Origin of the sequence: Burkholderia sp. AcTa6-5, from assembly GCF_017815075.1 — a bacterium.
Taxonomy (GTDB): domain Bacteria; phylum Pseudomonadota; class Gammaproteobacteria; order Burkholderiales; family Burkholderiaceae; genus Burkholderia; species Burkholderia sola.
The window spans coordinates 110,043-127,360 of the sequence record NZ_JAGIQE010000008.1 but is presented as its reverse complement, the minus strand read 5'-3'; the positions used below and the strand labels follow the sequence as shown (position 1 = coordinate 127,360).

Annotated in this window: 17 protein-coding genes; all 17 read left to right on the top strand. The window is 55.9% G+C overall.

Annotated elements, in window-relative coordinates; all coding sequences use genetic code 11:
* Positions 1 to 5: 5 nt before the first annotated feature.
* The 17 genes from J8I33_RS13325 (at position 6) to J8I33_RS13245 (ending at position 17,254) form a co-directional block, all read left to right on the top strand.
* Positions 6 to 1,274, top strand: a complete 1,269-nt coding sequence (locus J8I33_RS13325; RefSeq protein WP_209936664.1) for an HlyD family efflux transporter periplasmic adaptor subunit — start codon at positions 6 to 8, stop codon at positions 1,272 to 1,274.
* 3 nt (positions 1,275 to 1,277) lie between these two features.
* Positions 1,278 to 3,434: a peptidase domain-containing ABC transporter gene (locus J8I33_RS13320; RefSeq protein WP_209936658.1), complete on the top strand. Its 2,157-nt coding sequence runs from the start codon at positions 1,278 to 1,280 to the stop codon at positions 3,432 to 3,434.
* Between the two features lie 116 nt (positions 3,435 to 3,550).
* Positions 3,551 to 5,077 (top strand): efflux transporter outer membrane subunit, encoded by a 1,527-nt coding sequence (locus J8I33_RS13315; protein ID WP_245171993.1) that lies wholly within the window; start codon positions 3,551 to 3,553, stop codon positions 5,075 to 5,077.
* 106 nt (positions 5,078 to 5,183) lie between these two features.
* The gene (speD, locus tag J8I33_RS13310) at positions 5,184 to 5,645 is read left to right on the top strand and encodes an adenosylmethionine decarboxylase (RefSeq protein ID WP_209936651.1); all 462 of its coding nucleotides are present in this window, start codon (positions 5,184 to 5,186) and stop codon (positions 5,643 to 5,645) included.
* Between the two features lie 30 nt (positions 5,646 to 5,675).
* Positions 5,676 to 6,518, top strand: coding sequence for a class I SAM-dependent methyltransferase (locus tag J8I33_RS13305; protein WP_209936644.1), 843 nt, complete (start codon positions 5,676 to 5,678; stop codon positions 6,516 to 6,518).
* Positions 6,519 to 6,521: 3 nt separating this feature from the next.
* Positions 6,522 to 7,202: a hypothetical protein gene (locus tag J8I33_RS13300; protein WP_209936637.1), complete on the top strand. Its 681-nt coding sequence runs from the start codon at positions 6,522 to 6,524 to the stop codon at positions 7,200 to 7,202.
* Between the two features lies 1 nt (position 7,203).
* Positions 7,204 to 7,977: a phytanoyl-CoA dioxygenase family protein gene (locus tag J8I33_RS13295; protein WP_209936632.1), complete on the top strand. Its 774-nt coding sequence runs from the start codon at positions 7,204 to 7,206 to the stop codon at positions 7,975 to 7,977.
* Positions 7,974 to 8,795: a phytanoyl-CoA dioxygenase family protein gene (locus J8I33_RS13290; protein WP_209936625.1), complete on the top strand. Its 822-nt coding sequence runs from the start codon at positions 7,974 to 7,976 to the stop codon at positions 8,793 to 8,795. Before J8I33_RS13295 ends, J8I33_RS13290 begins: the two co-directional genes overlap by 4 nt.
* Positions 8,792 to 9,631, top strand: a complete 840-nt coding sequence (locus J8I33_RS13285) for a hypothetical protein (protein ID WP_209936618.1) — start codon at positions 8,792 to 8,794, stop codon at positions 9,629 to 9,631. The genes J8I33_RS13290 and J8I33_RS13285 overlap by 4 nt, the downstream gene beginning before the upstream one ends.
* Positions 9,628 to 10,092, top strand: coding sequence for a hypothetical protein (locus J8I33_RS13280; RefSeq protein ID WP_209936612.1), 465 nt, complete (start codon positions 9,628 to 9,630; stop codon positions 10,090 to 10,092). Before J8I33_RS13285 ends, J8I33_RS13280 begins: the two co-directional genes overlap by 4 nt.
* Complete coding sequence (locus J8I33_RS13275) at positions 10,085 to 11,158, top strand: pyruvate kinase (protein WP_209936606.1); 1,074 nt, start codon at positions 10,085 to 10,087, stop codon at positions 11,156 to 11,158. Before J8I33_RS13280 ends, J8I33_RS13275 begins: the two co-directional genes overlap by 8 nt.
* A gap of 244 nt (positions 11,159 to 11,402) precedes the next feature.
* Positions 11,403 to 12,542 carry a hypothetical protein gene (locus tag J8I33_RS13270; RefSeq protein WP_209936602.1) on the top strand — a complete coding sequence of 380 codons (1,140 nt, stop codon included), beginning with the start codon at positions 11,403 to 11,405 and terminating at the stop codon, positions 12,540 to 12,542.
* On the top strand, positions 12,539 to 13,678 hold the full coding sequence (locus J8I33_RS13265) for a crosslink repair DNA glycosylase YcaQ family protein (RefSeq protein ID WP_209936595.1): 1,140 nt from the start codon (positions 12,539 to 12,541) through the stop codon (positions 13,676 to 13,678). The genes J8I33_RS13270 and J8I33_RS13265 overlap by 4 nt, the downstream gene beginning before the upstream one ends.
* Before the next feature lie 3 nt (positions 13,679 to 13,681).
* Positions 13,682 to 14,770, top strand: coding sequence for a hypothetical protein (locus J8I33_RS13260; RefSeq protein ID WP_209936589.1), 1,089 nt, complete (start codon positions 13,682 to 13,684; stop codon positions 14,768 to 14,770).
* A gap of 15 nt (positions 14,771 to 14,785) precedes the next feature.
* The gene (locus tag J8I33_RS13255) at positions 14,786 to 15,856 is read left to right on the top strand and encodes a nucleotidyltransferase domain-containing protein (protein WP_209936585.1); all 1,071 of its coding nucleotides are present in this window, start codon (positions 14,786 to 14,788) and stop codon (positions 15,854 to 15,856) included.
* Positions 15,857 to 16,417: 561 nt separating this feature from the next.
* Entirely contained in the window at positions 16,418 to 16,693 is a 276-nt protein-coding gene (locus tag J8I33_RS13250) for an HU family DNA-binding protein (protein ID WP_209936987.1), read from the top strand.
* A 105-nt stretch (positions 16,694 to 16,798) separates the two neighbouring features.
* The gene (locus J8I33_RS13245) at positions 16,799 to 17,254 is read left to right on the top strand and encodes a helix-turn-helix transcriptional regulator (protein ID WP_209936583.1); all 456 of its coding nucleotides are present in this window, start codon (positions 16,799 to 16,801) and stop codon (positions 17,252 to 17,254) included.
* Positions 17,255 to 17,318: the final 64 nt, after the last annotated feature.

The following is a 17,318-nucleotide window of genomic DNA, read 5'->3' as shown; positions in this document are numbered from 1 at the left end:
CGTTCATGGATAAAAATGAATTATTTAGGAAGGATGCGTTGGAGGCGCGAAAGGAGTCGGCGGGCCTTTATGGCGATGTCCTCTTGTTTCTTCCTCGGTCGTATAAAAAGGTGCTTGCGTTGGTGTCGATTTCTATTTTCGCGATCCTTCTGGTAACGATATTCGGATCCTACGCGAGAAGGGTGGCGGTAAAGGGAGAACTGATCTCTACGCTCGGGGCGATACCGGTATATCTGCCGAAGCCTGGAGTCATCAATAAGTACTTCGTAGAGGAAGATGGGATTGTCAAAAAGGGCGCGCCGCTGTTCCTGGTTTCGACCGAGGTATTTGGCTTGGCCAACAGGGGAGCCTCGACCGAGGCGATCAACCTTCTCAACGAGCGAAAGGATTTGCTACGGAGGCAGCTCGAGAGCGAGAAGTCGACTTATGCACATAGCTTGAGGAACATCGAATATCAAATCCGTTCGAAACAGAATGAGCTGAAGTTGATTGGCGTGCAGATAAAAGATGTTCGGCAAAAGAATGAGTTGCTGTCAGCGAGCTTGAAGCGGTATGAGGTAGCGCGAGCCCAGGAGGCGATTTCCGAGGATACGATGGCTGAAAAGGTAATCTCGACAATCAACAGCAGAATTGACTACAAGGAACGGCAAAAATTGTCCGAAACCTTGAGTCGAGACATCTCGAACCTTTCCTTTGAGAAGGACAAGGAGGCGTCGGATTTCGGGAAGCGAACCTTATTGATCAAAGGCGAGCTGTTGGTGCTTGAGGAGCAGATCTTGGCTGCGGAGTACCAGAAGGGCGCCATCATCAAGGCTCCGGCATCGGGAAGAGTCACTGCGATTCAGGGTGTCGACGGTTCCTACTACGACAGCACCAAGCCTGTCTCCTTCGTGGTGCCTTTGCAGGCGGAAATCGAAGCCCGGCTTCTCGTTCCGGCCGCGGCCATTGGCTTTGTGAAAAAGGGCGATGTCGTGTATCTGCGATATTCGGCTTTTCCGTATCAACAGTTTGGCCAGGGAAAGGGTGTCATCTATTCGATCTCCGAAACCTCCCTGATGCCGGACGATATCGCGTTGGGTTCCAAGCTGTCGGTGTCGGAGCCCATGTATCTGGTGAAGGCCCGTGTCGAGCGGCAGTTCGTGAGCGGTAACGGCACAAGCTATGCGTTGAAGCCAGGGCTGATGGTCGAGGCTGACATCATGGTGGAACGGCATCGAATCTATCAATGGCTTATGCGCCCGATCTTCGCCGCGTCGGAAAGAATCAAACAATAAGCAATGGAAAAGAAGGCATATTTCGAACGTATATTCGGTACCCGATTCCCGACGGTCCTGCAGACTGAGTCGACGGAATGTGGTCTCGCGTGCGTGGCGATGCTGGCAAATTACCATGGCCACCACGTGACACTGCGCGACCTCCGGCTCAAGTTCTCCGTGTCGCTGAAGGGGATCTCGCTTGGTTCACTACTCCGCGTGTGCAAACACAACGGCTTGTCCAGCCGGCCGATCCGTACTGAAATTGCCGGTCTTGAGCAGATCAAGCTCCCGTGCATCTTGCACTGGAACTTCAATCATTTTGTCGTACTGAAACAAATCGGCACCGAGCACGTCGTCATCGTCGATCCCGCATACGGCGAGAGAAAAATCGAACTGGGAGACCTGTCCAGAGCGTTCACCGGGGTGGCCATCGAGGTATGGCCGGATCCGGAGTTCATCGTCGTTGAACCACAGAAGAACATTCCCCTGAGTCAACTGGTGGGCAATCTGCGGGGGCGAATGAGAGCGCTCACCACGATCCTGTTTTTGGCAATTGGGCTGGAATTTCTCGTGGCGCTGTCCCCGTACTATATTCAGTTGGTCATCGACAGTGCGATCGGTGCCAACGATCAGTATGTCATCGCCGCGCTCGCAGCAGGCTTTGGCATTGTCTATCTGCTCAAGAATTTTATCGGTTCGGTGCGCAGCTGGTTCCTGATGTATCTGAGCACCAGCCTGAACGTTCAGTGGAAAGACAATGTTCTGGAGCACATGCTCGCCCTGCCGCTCGAATACTACGAGAAACGGCACATGGGAGACGTGCTGTCCCGATTCGGCGCCATTGACTTCATTCAGCGAATGCTTACCGCGTCATTCGTCGAATCGGTGCTTGACGGTGCATTCTCCGTCGTCATCCTGCTCGTGCTGTTCATTTACCAGCCGCTGATGGGGACCCTGGTCCTGGTCAGCGCGCTTCTGTACATCGCGGTGCGTTGGCTTCTCAACGCCTCGATTCTGGATGCGTCGAGAAATGAGATTGTTCATGGGACGAAGCAGAGCTCTTACCTGCTCGAGACTATTCGTGGCATGCGGCAAGTCAAGCTCTATGGTCAGCAGGCGCAGCGCCGACTCACCTGGATTTCGCTATTCGTCAAACAAACGAATGCCAAGATTAAGACGACGAAGATTGATGTTTGGCTGAAGTTCGCCCGGACCCTGATATTTGACATCCAGAACATCGTGGTGGTCTGGTGCGGTGCTGTCTTGGTCATCGAGCGGGAATACACGGTGGGCGCATTGATCGCCTTCATCGGATACAAGCTGCTGTTCGAAAGTCGCGTGATCGCGCTCATTGATAACGTGTTCGTCATTCAGAACATGCAGCTACATGCTGATCGGCTGGGCGACATCGTGCTTTCGAAGCCAGAAGGAACTCGCCATGGCCTGGGAAATGATATCGCCAGATTGTCTGGCAGCCTCGAGTGCAAGGACCTGTCCTTCCAATATTCGCTATTCGAGCGAAACGTGATTGATGGATTGAATTTCAAGGTCGAGGAAGGCGAATCGGTGGCAATCATTGGGCCTTCAGGATGCGGTAAGTCGACGATTTTCAATGTCATTCTGGGCATCTACCAGGGGGCTAAGGGGCGAATCCTCATTGGCGGGGAGGATGTCGAATCGATGAGCGTGGAGAAGGTCCGCAGTGTATTCGGAACCGTTCTGCAGGATGACATCCTGTTTGGCGGATCGATCGCGGAAAACATCTCGGGATTCGACGCATGTCCGGATCATGAGTGGATCGCGAAGTGCGCGGCGATGGCCAACATCGAGGATGAAATCGAAGCCATGCCGATGAATTATTCCACACTCGTGGGCGACATGGGCGCGGTTCTGTCCGGAGGTCAGAAGCAGCGCATTTTGCTGGCACGTGCGCTCTACAAGCGTCCGAAGATCCTGTTGCTGGATGAGGCGACCAGTCATCTAGATGTGTCGAACGAGAAGGCTGTGAATCGGGCGATCAAGTCGATGAAGATCACGCGCGTCATCATCGCCCACCGCCCAGAGACGGTCCTTTCCGCGGACCGGATCATGCTTATGAAGGGCGGAAGAATCGATTCAATTCTCACTCCGGTTGAGGCAATGACGTTGCTTGAATCCATCAATGGATCCTCCGCATAACCAGGGTCTTCGGTCGCAGGTCGGTGTTCGAGTGGAGTGACAGTCTCCGTGTTCGCAGTATCTATCTTCAAGGGTGGCGTGATGTCGAAGTCGTGGTTTGCGAGTGGTGTCAGGGCATGATCGTGCTGCTTGCAATAAAGGTCTGCCTCGCGAGGAATGACATGCGGAACATGTCTATTCCGGGCAGGCTTCGTCGAGTCTCGTCCGTTGGTTCCAGGCACGTGGTGCATGAGATCGCCCTCTCGCGACCGAGGCATTGCATCGTTGGCACATTTATCTCGGCGAGTGTCGTTTTGGCCGGTTGCTCGGGCAACGTGTATGAGCGTCCATCGCTCGACATACCGGCTCGCTGGGCACATGCGAATACCGTGGGCGCGCATTCGATGACGGATATTGCGCCGTGGTGGACGCGTTTTGGGGATGCCCAACTCGCGCGACTCATTGCTGCGGCTTTGTCGCGCAATAACGATCTCGCCACCGCCGCGTTGAATGTGCGGAAGGCCCAGCTTCGCGTCGGACTCGTGGGCGATCCGCTCCAGTTCGGGCCAGAGGCCGGCGTCAATGTTCGGCGTGACTTTCAGCTGGATAGCGGCGGGGAGGCCCGGAACGACAACGGCATGTTGCGCGGGAGCGTAAGTTACACGGTCGATCTGTGGGGACGGCTCGCACGGCAGCAAAGCATCGGTCAATGGGCGCTGCAAGCGTCCGAGGCGGACCGCGAAACCGTGCGCCTCAACGTGATTGGGACTACGGCGGACCTTTACTGGCGATTGGCGTACCTAAATCAGCGTCTGGTCTCAGAAGAGCAGAGCCTCGCGACGGCGTTGCGCACGCAGCAACTCGTAAATGCCCAGAATCTGGCGGGGATCGTATCTGCGCTCGAGCGCCGGGAAGCGGAGCAGACGGTTCTGACGCAAAAGAGCAGCCTGTCGCAGTTGCGACAAACCCAGGTTGAAACGCGCAATGCGTTGGCAATCGTGTTAAATGCGGCGCCTGGCGGCAATGTGCTGGAGGAGGTGCTCGGCCAGGAGCCGGCTGTGTTGCCTGCCGGAGCGTTGCCTGTGGTGGAGAGCGGGCTGCCCGCGGATCTGCTCGGACGTCGCCCTGATATGCGCGCTGCCGAACTCCGGTTGCGCCAGAGCCTGGCCAATGTCGATGTGGTTCGCACTAGCTACTACCCTACCTTGTCTCTGACTGGTGCGATGGGATCGAGCAGCGCATCGCTCGGTAGCCTGCTTGCGAATCCGGTGGCGATTCTTGGTGCTGGGCTGAACCTGCCATTTCTCAATCTCAAGGCGATGCGCGTTGACACGAGCGTCGCGCAGGTGGAGTACGAGTCGGCGGTAATCGGATTTCGCCAGGTGCTCTATCAGGCCTTCGCGGACGTGGAAAACGCACTGTCGGCGCGAGTTCGCTTGGCCGAACAAGCCGATTTTCGGGCGCGCAACCTGACTGCCGCGAGAGAGGCTGAGCGCATTTACGAAATTCGCTACCGCGCGGGCGCGGTGGCGCTGCGCATGTGGCTCGATGCCCAGGAGTCACACCGTACCGCGGAACTTCTCTGGACGCAGACTCGCCTGACCCAGTTGCAGAATTTTGTCACGCTCTATCAGGCCGTGGGAGGTGATATGTCCGTGCGATAACCAAAGAGTAGACCCTGGACACGACATAACACGGTTCTCATCAAGTTGTTGTCCGGGCACGAAGAAAAACACACCCCAGGAAGCCGGGCCACCAGAATATCGAGCAATGCGGCAATCAATAGAAATGGAAACAAGCGCGATACACCTGCTGTGTGAGGTAAGTGATTGTGACGAGTCACTTTTGGCGGACTATTCGTACGTGAAAAAGGCATGCGAATTGGCGGCGCTGGATGGCGGGGCGTCGATCATCGCTTCCAACGGGCACAAGTTTTCTCCTCAGGGCGTTAGCGTGCTCTTGTTTCTGGCTGAATCTCATCTGTCGATTCATACGTGGCCTGAGCATAAATATGCCGCGGTCGATGTGTACATGTGCGGCGCAGCGGTATCCCCCTATCGGGCGATTGGCAGATTGGTCGAATTGCTGGACGCGAAGCGAGTCAATATCCGCGAATTTATAAGGGGGAAGCAGCAAGGAGCGGAATATTTCTCGGTGGAAAAAATGCACGACGGCTCCGGCTCGCGCGAGTGTCTGGAAAATCATATCTGCGGAATTTCGAGAATAGCGTGAGTGCGGTCTGATCAAAAGGGAGCGTGGCTGGTGAAAGAAGCTCTGAATCCCTCATGTGGATCTCATTCCGTGGGTGAGCAAAACACTCATGTTCTATCGTCCTTTGAGGCCAAGGGTAACTATAACTATGGGTATCGCGCAAAGACTTATCATCTGGAGCAATGCGATGATCGTGATTTCGAATTCTACCGGTCCCAGCTGGATAATTCACCGGGGCCGACCTTAATCGTCCCCTGCGGAGTTGGGCGTTTACTTCCGCTATTTCTTGACAGGCCAATGACCTACTACATGGACCTGGAAGTCGAGATGGTTCGAATACTTAAGGAAAGGTTGGTGGTCGTCGGCAGAGATTCAGGCAATGCGTTGGTTGGAGACATGCTTGCATTACCAAGGGAAAGGTACACGAATATTGTGGTGCAGGCCGAAGCGATCCAGATGTTTGATCCGACCAAGATCGGGCTGGCGCTGTCGAGTATCCGTGGTGCCCTGATGCCAGGAGGTATCGCGCTCATTGATATGGCGACGTTCCTTCCTGGAAATGGAGCACCTTCCTATTTTGATGTACGGCGAAAAGATTCGGAAAAGTGGCTGAGTTGGGAAAAATCACTTGGCGGCGATTCCGTGATGCGGCGCTACGTTAGTCACACTCGACGGCGGGATTTCATCGACTTCGATTTCGAGTACGTGAATCTGAAGAAAGGAATCGAGATCGAGCGCCGATGGGCTAACGTCAAGTTGTGGCTATACGATGATTTTCAGTTCAGAAAATATTGTGATGGCGCCGGCTTGCGTGTCGATGTCGCCTGGCGAGGGTATTCTCAAGGGCAGACGCCCAATGGCGCTCGGTTGATATACAGGGTTTGCAAGAGCTGATTTATGATTGAATATAACGATCAGTATTACGAGAACTATTTTCGCGAAAATTACAATGCCTCTTTGTTGCGGGGATGCGGCGCGGATGAGTGTCTTGACTGGGCGTCGCACGCTTTTCAAGCCGGCGACTGGCTTGATGTTGGCGCGGGGCCTTGCTCGTTCTTCTGGGCTAGCGCGGCACCCACGAATCTTTCTTCGATCGTTTTGGCTGATCGCTCCATAAAGGCTCTTCACATCACGAGTCAATTAGCTCAGACACGAGACTGGCCGGCCGGATATCGGGAGGCCGCCGAGTATCTCGGTCGATCCGCTCAACACTTGGATTTGCTCAGCCGTGTTCCGTTGGCTGCAATCGCATTCGATGCATTTTCCGAATGGCCGCCAATGCAACGGTTCCACTCGATCTCCGCGTTTGGCTTACTTGGTCTTGCTCAAGTCGACGATGAGGTGCGGGTTTTTCTCGTAAATGCGAAGCGGTATTTGGCGCGAGGCGGCATCTTGTTCGGTGCGTCTTGGGTCTTCAGTCCCGCGTATGCGGAACGACTGGGGGGGCGGAAGCAATGCCTCACTGGGCTGCGGGACCAGTTGTCGAGTCTGGGCTTCGAAGATGTTGATATCTCGACTGTGCCGCTTGCCAATCAAGACGATTACATCGGCATCGTGCTATTCCGTGGACGAGGATGATATGGACAGTCAACGATGGGCGGAGAAACTGGATGAGAACGGCTTCGTTCACTGTCGTGGAGTTCTGACTGACGAACTGGTGTTGTCCATCAGGGCGCACGCGCAACGCTGTGTCGAGGCAGTGAACCGGACTGGCGCGCATGTCGTCGCGCGGCCGACCGGCGCCGATGTGCTGGGCTTCTCGGCGCTTTTGACGCGTCCTGAGCTGGTTCGAACGGCGCGCGCGGCACTGTCTCCCGACGTGAAGATGAGCTTGTTGGAGGTCGTCTCCACGGGGCGGGAGGATGGGGTGGTTTCGTCGAGCGATCAGTTAATAGCGCTTGGCTACGATGCTTCGACGGGCGTGGGCGTCCATCGCGATGGCGCCTGGATCGAGCGGGATTTGGCCATGGCCAGCACACCGCGGCTGACATTGAAGGCGGCGGTTTGGCTATCGAACGTTGAAAAAGGCGGGGCCAATCTGCGGCTTTTTCCACGTACGCATGCGCTGGATCGGTCGGTGGTGGAAACGCTTGATCCTGCGACCCTCGAATTTTTCGACGTTGAGGCTGAAGCGGGAGATGTGACGTTCTTTGACCGACGCACGCTTCATACGCGAACCTGGAATCACTCGAATCGCGAACGGTTAGTCGTGTTCGTCGAATACTCGGTCACATGGTTATGCCGCAAGCAGCCATTCCGTGTGTGCAACCTTCTGGCAAATCATGCGGATCAAGTTCTGTTAGGCGATCTTCTGAAGGAACCCACAGATCCATGGAGTCACTACTGGCCATGAACGAAAAAGACATGCTTGCCGAGATCCATCGGCAGTGCGATGAGATTGAGATGAATGGTTTCTCAATTGTCAGAAATCTGATTGATCGGGATGTCGTGTCCGAATTGAGTCGCCACGCTGATTCGGCATGGCGGCGCCTCGCTGATCCGAGTCGTCCGCGTAGCAAGGTGGAGATCGCGGGTGCAGAAGTTGAGGCAGTCGATGCGGTGCGATCCGTCGCACGGGAAGCACGCCTTCTCGGCACCATGCTGGCGCTTTTGGGCCCGAACATTTATGTGAATTACGCGGGGTTTACGATCAATCCTCCACAGGCTCGCGACAAGGCGCCGATGGAGTTTCATACCGACGGCGGGCGTATTTCCCGCGAGCATATCGGTAGCGCTGAACCTCGCTATTCGATCAAGACGTCAGTGTGGTTAACGGACGGTGCTCAACTTGGCGTAGGCAATTTTCACGTCATCCCGGGGAGCCATAAATGGCGATCCAGGCCGCATGTCGACCTGGATGCCCTTGCGGTTCCCGTACTGGTCAATGCTGGCGACGCGATCATATTTGAGCGCCGCGTCTGGCATACCCGTAAGCCCAACATGTCGTCCAAGACTCGCAAAGTATTGTTTCTGGATTATGCGCCGCGTTGGATGGAGCGAAAGTGCCCGTCGACAGCGCTGCCGTTGAACTACTATCCTGATTCGATCGAAAATCAATTGTTCAATAATCAGGCGGGTTGGTCCGCATTCGCGCCAAAGAAGCACATGATTCCATGTCTGCCGTTCATGCAGGAGCTGGGAATCACACGTCGCGAGGAGCCTGTCGGATGAGTTTCTCACTGAGCAGTGTGCGTTATCTGACCTGGTTGAAATCGCGACTGTCGCTGAGTGGTCCCGTGCTGCTTCTAGGACGGCAGATGGTATTTGGTCGTCGCGCGGATGTCGCCTGGGCAATCAGAGCGCAAGGCGAAGAGCCCTACGCGCAGTCGCCCGAGTTCGATGGACCGAACATCGTCGGCCTGGATCCGGATCGCTTTTCCGGTTATACGAACGACGTATGCGTGCTGCGTATGTTGCTCGGTGATGTTGATGTGGAGGCGATGGACATCGATGGCTATCAGGGCGCTGACCACATTCATGACTTAATGCAGCCCATGCCTGATGGGCTGAAGTCGAAATATGGCCTGATCATTGATGCAGGAACACTGGAGCACATCATCAACCCCGTTCAGGTCATGGAGAACCTGATCAGCGCGCTACGACCCGGGGGCGCGATTATCCATATGACGCCGACAGCGGGATATGTCGACCACGGTTACTTTCAGTTTAGTCCGCTTTTCTTCGATACGTTCTATCGATCGAAGGGCATGACGGTCGATGGCATGTGCCTAGTCGAGCAGCCGGCGCGTCGTACGAACCACAGCCAATGGCGATTCTGGGCCTGGAACACGGCGCTCAAGCGGAAGAAGCTGCTTTCCATGGATCCGCTTTCGACCTTTTGTGCAGCACGACGCACGATCGATGGCACTTCCTCCAGAAGCACCGTTCAGAACTTTGCCGAGTATTTAGGCGCGGAAAGTGAGCGAGCGCATGAAGTCAAGCCGTGGGGGCTTGTCGAAGTCGCCGAATTGCGAACCCGCGCCGACTATCCATTGGAGCAGCTATGACTACCCAGATGTGTATCAATCTTCCAACCGTTGAACCTGTCGTGCCGACGGAAATCGTGTTGAGTCTCCAGGACCGCGCGTACGAACTCATCAAGTCAGGTGTGAAGAAGCTTGAATTTCGTAAGCGCTGGCGCAGCGGTCCATGTGTCGCCTACATCTATCGAAGCGGATCCAAGAAGGAACTGTCGGCCTATATGAAGCTCGGCATGCCGATCTACGGCACGCCCCAGGAAATTGGCCGTCTGGCTGAGCAAATGCTGCCGGGCAATGGCCCTGCCGTGGAGGAGTACCTGGTGTCGACGCAAGGCGGCTACGCCATCCCGATCGAGGAGTTCCGCGAGTTCCCCCCTTTCTCCCTTGCCGAACTTCGCGTGATGGGTTTTCATCCGCCACAGTATTTCTTCTATCTGTCGAACTATCCCGAACTCAAGAAAGCCTTGGAGGTGCGTCGCAATGGCTGACGCAAATGAGATCCGCGTGCCCAGGATTGCCGCGACGATTGGACAAGCAACGTGTCGTAGCGAGACGCTACGGGAACTTGGCGAGGCCGGCGTCAGATTATTCAGGTACAACATGGCGGCCCAGCTCGGACTGGATGAGCATGGCCGGCGGATGAACCTCTTTCGCCAAGTTCAGGCGGAAAGAGGCAGTGACATCGAACTCATGCTCGATCTCCCTTTGCCGGGGGCGAAATTCCGCATCGGCATGCTTCCCGAGCCGAGGCACCTTATCGAGAAGGGGACGCAACTGACCTTCGCAACAGGAGTCGAATCCGACTCTATCGAACGCATGGTTCCCGTCGATGTCGCCCGATTGGGAGAGCGGGTGGAAAAGGATCAGCTTGTCACTGTGGGGGACGGTGAGCTTGCATTTCGGGTGCGGGAAGTCATTGATCACAGTAGCTTCCTTGCGGAGGCATTAACCACGCACTACCTCCCTTGCCAAAAATCGCTGAACGTCGGGAGTGTTGATCTTTGCGCGACCGATCGGAACGACGCGTTGGCCGCCTTCGTCGCGAGTGTTCGGCCCGAGTACATCGCCTTCTCGTTTGTGGAGAGTCTTCTGAGCGCGAGAGATGCCTTCGCTCTTCTCGAGCGCCATGGGCTCAGGCAGGGGGACTACAAAGCAATCGCGAAGATCGAGACGCTGACGGGTATCAAGGCCTTGCCCGAATTCATTCGCGAATTCGATAGCGTTATGGTTGCAAGAGGAGATCTGGCGCTGAATCTGGACTTTGCCTACCTGGGGGAGGCACAAGAGCACATTATCGACACCTGCCGAGTGTTCGAGCGCAGCTGTATCGTATCCACCCAGCTGTGTGAGAGCGTAAATGCGGGCGGTATACCGAACCGTTCGGAGTTAGTGGGTATGCACCACATAGCCACTCGAGGCGTGGAGTACATGTTGCTTGCGAAGGAAACGAGCACACTCGCCGAGCCAATGCGCGCCGTGCACACATTGCGACGGATCATTGATGCCGTACGTAATCCAATGTTCACGGGGCCTCGTGTGAGTGCTGAGGGTTAAATGCACATCCTGTTTCGTCAGTGTCTGGGTGCTGCCCGGAGCATGATACGTTGCCAGGTTTCCATGCCTTTCTTTTGTGCGTTTCGAATGCAATGAACAAGACAATCTTCCAAAAGACGCGCCGTGGGAGTTCCATTCCGAAGCATCAGTGGACAGGCGTGGCGGAGTCTCGAGCCAGGCCGTTGGTGGTACCGGGTCGGAGCGACGCTATAGGGATCGATACATCGGTTTTCGAGGAGGTGAGATGCGCCTGACGCAAGCCGAACGCTCTCTCGCGATGGTTGGTGTGCCTAAAGAAGTTCGCGGCGGCGAACGTCGCGTCATTTTGCTGCCGAGGACAGTCAGGATGCTTGTCGATCGGGGTTGGAATGTCGTCGTGGAACGGGGCGCGGGCCACGGCATCGGGATTGACGATCGGGCCTATGAAGAAGCCGGCGCTCGAGTGAACGACGCCGAAGCGGTCTGGACCTCGTCAGACATCGTGCTGAAGTACAAGGCGCCTGTTCCCGACGAATATCGCTTCTTTCGTCCTGGACTTGTCCTGGCGGGGATCTTGCACGCCGAAGGCGATCCCGAATTGACAAAGGCGCTGCTCGATTCACAGATAACGGCCTACTCGTACGAGTTCTTTCAGACAGCAGATGGAGGATTTCCGCTTGCTGTTGCTGGCGGCCGTATTGCTGGCCGGATGGCGGCACTATACGGAATATGGCTTCTCCAGTCGCATCATGGTGGCGTGGGAAAATTGCCGGGACTCACAGGAGAGGGTGTTGAGCCGGTGCGGTGCGTAGTGATCGGGGCGGGCAACGTGGGGGCGAGTGCGACTGACGCTCTGCGCGCGTTGGGATGCCATGTGACGCTTCTGACATCGGGGGCGGCCGGTCTTGATAAGGCGCGCGCACAGTTCGGAGTCGATCAGGATGATTTCCGGATCGACATCAATACTCCCGAGCTGCTGGCCGGCTGCGTTATGTGCGCCGACCTAGTGATTGGTGCAATTCTCGTATCGACCTTCGACACGCCTCCGATGATGACGGAAGAGATGGTTCGCTCGATGCGTCCCGGGGCGGTTCTTGTCGACGCAACCGCGGGATACGGCGGGGGTTATATGCCTAGTTTTGATCGCCTGACCGGACTTCCATCTCCGTCCTTTGTGAAAGACGGCGTGGTGCATTGCAAGATCGACAACTATCCTGCCGCGGTACCGGCGACAGCTGTGCAGCTGGTCAACGACATCTACACTCCGTACCTGATGGCTCTGCTCGATAGTCTCCGCTCGGGCGAGGAGGAGCCGATATCTCGACGCGGCATGGTCACCCATGCGGGGCAGATTATGCACCCGGAAGTGTTGCGTCATGCTCAATATCAGGGGCTGACCGAGTGATCTCGCTCGATGATTTTCATCAGCGGGTAACGCTGCGGCAGCTATACGCAGTGACACAGCGCGCGTGCCTGCCTTCCGAAATCGCCTTTCGAGCCGTGGGGCTCCATGCGGCACGCAGGAAGACGCCGCATATGACTCTCGTGGGCAGGCTCGCGTTTGTCGGCACGCAAGCGAGCCTCACGCCGCCTGACCGATGCCCGCTTGTCAAGGCACCGTTTATGCGGTCGACACTGCATTACGTGCTCGAGGACGAGTTTGCGGAGCTTCACTGCGCCACGCTGGAATACCGTATAGCGCGCCGTCATCGATCACTGAGGCGGCTGGGATTCGATGACGACGCCATCCAGGCGTTGCGGCTGAATTTCATCGATCTCGTGCCCCAGCGGGAGGTTTCGGAGGAGGAACTCTTCGATCTTGGCCGGAAGGTGTTGTACCACGTCGGTACCCCATGGAGAGGTGTCTCGGATGCGCACGTTGCGTGGCAACTCTGCCGACTTATGTGGGACAACGGGGACATACGCATGACCAATACCGCTTCCAGTTGGCGAGATGAACAGCGGTGTTTTCGAGGATCGGCCAGTCCGCGCGTCGAACAACGGTATGCGGTGAATCATCTCATCTTGCGATATGTCGCCGCGTATGGCCCGGTGAGCCTGAAGGATATCGGGTGGTGGTCGGCTCTGAGTGCCAAGCTTCTGAGAAGTAGTCTGGACGATCTGCTCGCGATGGAGAAGATTGTCGTGATCAATATCGCGGGCAGGACGTTATATGCGACGCACGACGAACTTCGACCTGCCGTCATCGAGCCGACCGATATCGATCCGGTCTACCTTGCCTATGAGGATCCGTTTATCAAGGCATATTTCGATACAAGGGACCGTTATGCGAGTCCATACGCGCTCAGCCGGTTATTTCACTCGACAGGCGAGGCAAAGGCGTGCGTCCTGATTCATGGCCGCGTCCGAGGCGTCTGGGAGGCCGCGCCGCAAGGAGAATCCGCTCTTTTGACGTTATGTCCAGCGTTGCGTCGTGCCGAGCGCGAACGTGCCATTGAAATGTGGGAGAAGCATCTGTCGGCACTGTATGAGGCGGATCCGCACCGCGCGGTGACGTTGGACACACAATCCTATCAATAGCAGATGATGCAATATCCAGATGTTTTTGCGCCCGTCGCACTCAGCCATATCTGTGATCAGGTCGCGGATCTGGTTTCGACCCGGGTGAATGGACGAAAAGCCATTGAGCTGAATACTTCGGCTCAGCCGAACAGCAACCCCCATCTCGGCACAGTCTCGACGATATTTTCCGCATTTTCCCTTGGAGAGCATCTTCAGGAACGGACTGGCGTCCCCGTTCGGCTAACGTTCGACTATCTCGAGAATGCTCGCGGCTCGGCCGAGGTGATGAGCGGGGCTACTTATCAACGCTCGCTGGCGGATACGCTCAATGAGGATGGCAGATCAAAGCTGGATTGTTACCTACCGGAGTTCGAGCGACTGATCCGTTTCGCGTCAGTCCGCACCGGGGTCGATGCGATCATGCAGTCATATTCGGCGTTCCAGGCGACTCCAGCCGTGCGCGGTTTCCTGCTGAAAATGGTTCAGCGTAGAGCGGAGTTTCAACCGCTGCTCGGCACGCGCGAGCCTAATATTCATGTGCGATTTCCGTGCCCGGTGTGCGGACGAATCGAAAAGGACGCAGCATCACTCCGGGTGAAAGAAGTGGATCAGGAACAGGCTGTTCTTTCCATGGATTGCCCGATTCATGGGCGACATGTGGTGACGCTTAGCGTGACGACGGACAGCTATATCGATACGGGAACCGCAGTTCGCGACGTCGTGAAGATGGCTGCGCTCGCTGTGCAGGCGCGTGAAAAAGAGCACCTTGCTGTGATGATGGATGGGGTGGATTGGGGGGGAGCATGGGCATGGAATGTTTCTGCGCTGGGTGCGACGATGCTGGGCGTGCCGTATGACGAGTTGCCGATCAGGTATTTCAGTCCGGCAATCCTGGACGTAAGGGGGGCAAAATTCTCCAAGTCGGTGTTTGTGGCCTCTGGAACGTACGACTACCTTCCTCGGGAGTATCTTGATTCCAGGCACATGTACGAGAGGCACGGAGAGCCAATCTTCGAACGCCTCTTGCAGATGACAAGAAAATGGATGTCGGATCCCACGCGCTTTTTTAGGAATTATTCGATTGATTACGTCATTCAGGAAATTTCATGAAAAAGATCTTTAGATATGGAAAATAAAAATATTATCGATATGGATTTTATTGGGCGGAGTGTGTTGGCAGCAGTTTTGCAAAAAGCAAAACAGAAGGAGCTGGAAGTTCGATTTGTCTTGATGGGAGGGTCGTTTTCGGAGGGTTTGGCATCATCGGCATCAGATATCGATCTTGTTGTCGTTCATGACGGTGAAAAGAAGTCGCATAACATTGTCATGGTTGTCGAAGGGATGAAGGTCGAGGCGATAGTTTTGGGTCAGCAGGACTTTTTAAGAATTATCGGGATGGACCGACAGGGTGCCGCGGGTGCGGCATATTTCTGGCAGTTGGACGCAAGAAGAAGGCTGCTATTTTCCAGGCCGATCCATGGGCATGACGTATACGAGGCTCAATTCAAGCAAGCCCGGCTCGAGGATTTCATTGCGGATCTTGCCGAATTTCAAAAATCGCTTGCCATCAAGAGCTTCTTGGACGTGAAAGGAGCGTTCGACGACGCTCTTCATGAGGATGATCTCAGAATTCGCTGCCGAATTCACCTCGAGCATAGCGTTGATCTGCTGCTTAGCTCACTTGGCGATTATTATTTTCGCGAAAAATACAGAGTGGCACGGATTAGACGCAGGTTAAAAGGGGATTGCCTGGCGTTGGTTGAAGATTCTATTTCTGCGCTTCTTTCTGGGCGCATGGAGGATAGTGGCTCAACCTCGATGTCGGCTTGGAGTGGGCGGGTATTTGCCTATTCGAATTTATGTCAGTATTTGGCAGCGTTTTCGGATTTCTGGCCCGGTTGGCTGACCGTGAGTGATTTTGAGAATTTTTTGCAAAAAGCCTCGCTTGAATTCCCGATCGGTATTTTTGCGTGTGGCAAGGATGTTCTATGTCAGTCTCGGTATGCGGCATTTAAAATTCCAATGGCATTTGCCAATGCCATGACTCTGAGGCTGCTTGGGCTGTCTGAAGTGCGAGTGGCCGAGGGGGTCGAAGCTTACGCTCAATATGAGTCGGCCGGTGGCCGGGATGAGATCGTGCCGGCAGACCTCGTGAAGCGGAAGCTGCAGGAGATGATGGTGAAATTGGGCGTATGAAATCGAGAAAGAACTCGACGGGCAGCCGAAGCAGATTTGGCGTTTGGTCACCTGTGTGGGGAAGGGCTTCTAGAGAGTGATGGTCAAGGAGAACCTGCTGGCCATCAGCTGGTGCTGGATGGCCTGATCTCCCAGGACGCTCAATCGGTGAGCGGCTCGTCTCAGCAGGCAGAAGCCACGCTGGCCTCGGCCAAAGCTGCATTGGCCGCGCAGATGGAGGAAGACTGCACGGCAGGCTTGCTCGATGAGGCACGCATAGAGGCCCCGGCCTCCATGCTGTGGGCCGGATGGTGCTGGCCCCTGTCTGCCAGGCGTTTGGTGAGTCCCGCGCTCGCACGAAGTGACGGGGTATCACGGCGTTCCACCGAGCCCGCTGATTAGGTGCGTTGGCCTGGCCGATTCCAAGGCTGACGCGCTTCGTTTCAGCAACAATCTTCTTGATTTTTCCGATGCCGTTTTTGACGAACTTCTTCGGTCGCTTGACGACTACGGTGTAAGTTTTGCGCGACGAAGCCGTCATCGATTGTGATCTATGCCTAGCTTTGCACGCGGCAAGCGTTCCTGGCCGCCAAGAATGAGTTGTCCAAAAGGGCAGCCAATGATGTGCTCGACACCTTGATCGAGACCATCCAGACGACAGTGAAGAAGGGCTATCCAGTGCAGTTGATTGGTTTCGGCACCTTCAAGTCTGTCAAACGCGCGGCGCGTACGGGCAAGAATCCTTTGACGGGGGCTGCGCTCAAGATTCCCGCGCCGACGGTGCCGAAGTTCGTGCCAGGCGCGAAATTCAAGGCCGTAGTGGACCCAAAGGCTGCCGAGCGCAAGGCTGGCAAGTAATCCAGTCTTCCTCTGCGCACCTGATGCAGAGGATGGCAGTCTTTGGTAGTTGCTTCCACAACGGTGTTACGCTTTGTTCAATCCGTCGCATGGAGTGGTTACGAGATGACTGCCTTTTCTGATGCATTCCGGTCCGAGGTCTTGCGCATGGCGCGCAAGGAGATCAAGGGGGCGGTTGGGGGCCTGCGCAAGACGGTAGCGACCCAGCGCTCCGAGATCGCGGCGCTCAAGCGGGATGTTAAAGCGCTGACTGCCCAGTTGAAGGCAGTGCTCAGGGGCGTGAGCCGCCAGGATGGGGCCAGCAACGCTGCGCCCGTCGAGAGCACTGATGTACCAGCACGGCGCACGCGCCGCTTCTCTTTCAATGCGCAGGCGCTGGCGGCGAAGCGGGAAGAGCTGGGAATCTCTCAGCAGGGCATGGCGGTCCTGCTGGAGGCTTCCACGCTGTCGGTGAGCCGGTGGGAGAGCGGCAAGGTTACGCCGCGTGCCGCGCAACTGGAGCGCATTCAGTCCGTGCTGAAAATCGGGAAGCGGGAAGCGAAGGCCAGGTTGCTTGGCTGAATCGCAGGCACACGCCCGCATAAAGGCCATGCCAGCCATTGGCATGCTGACAGGCATGGCAGGA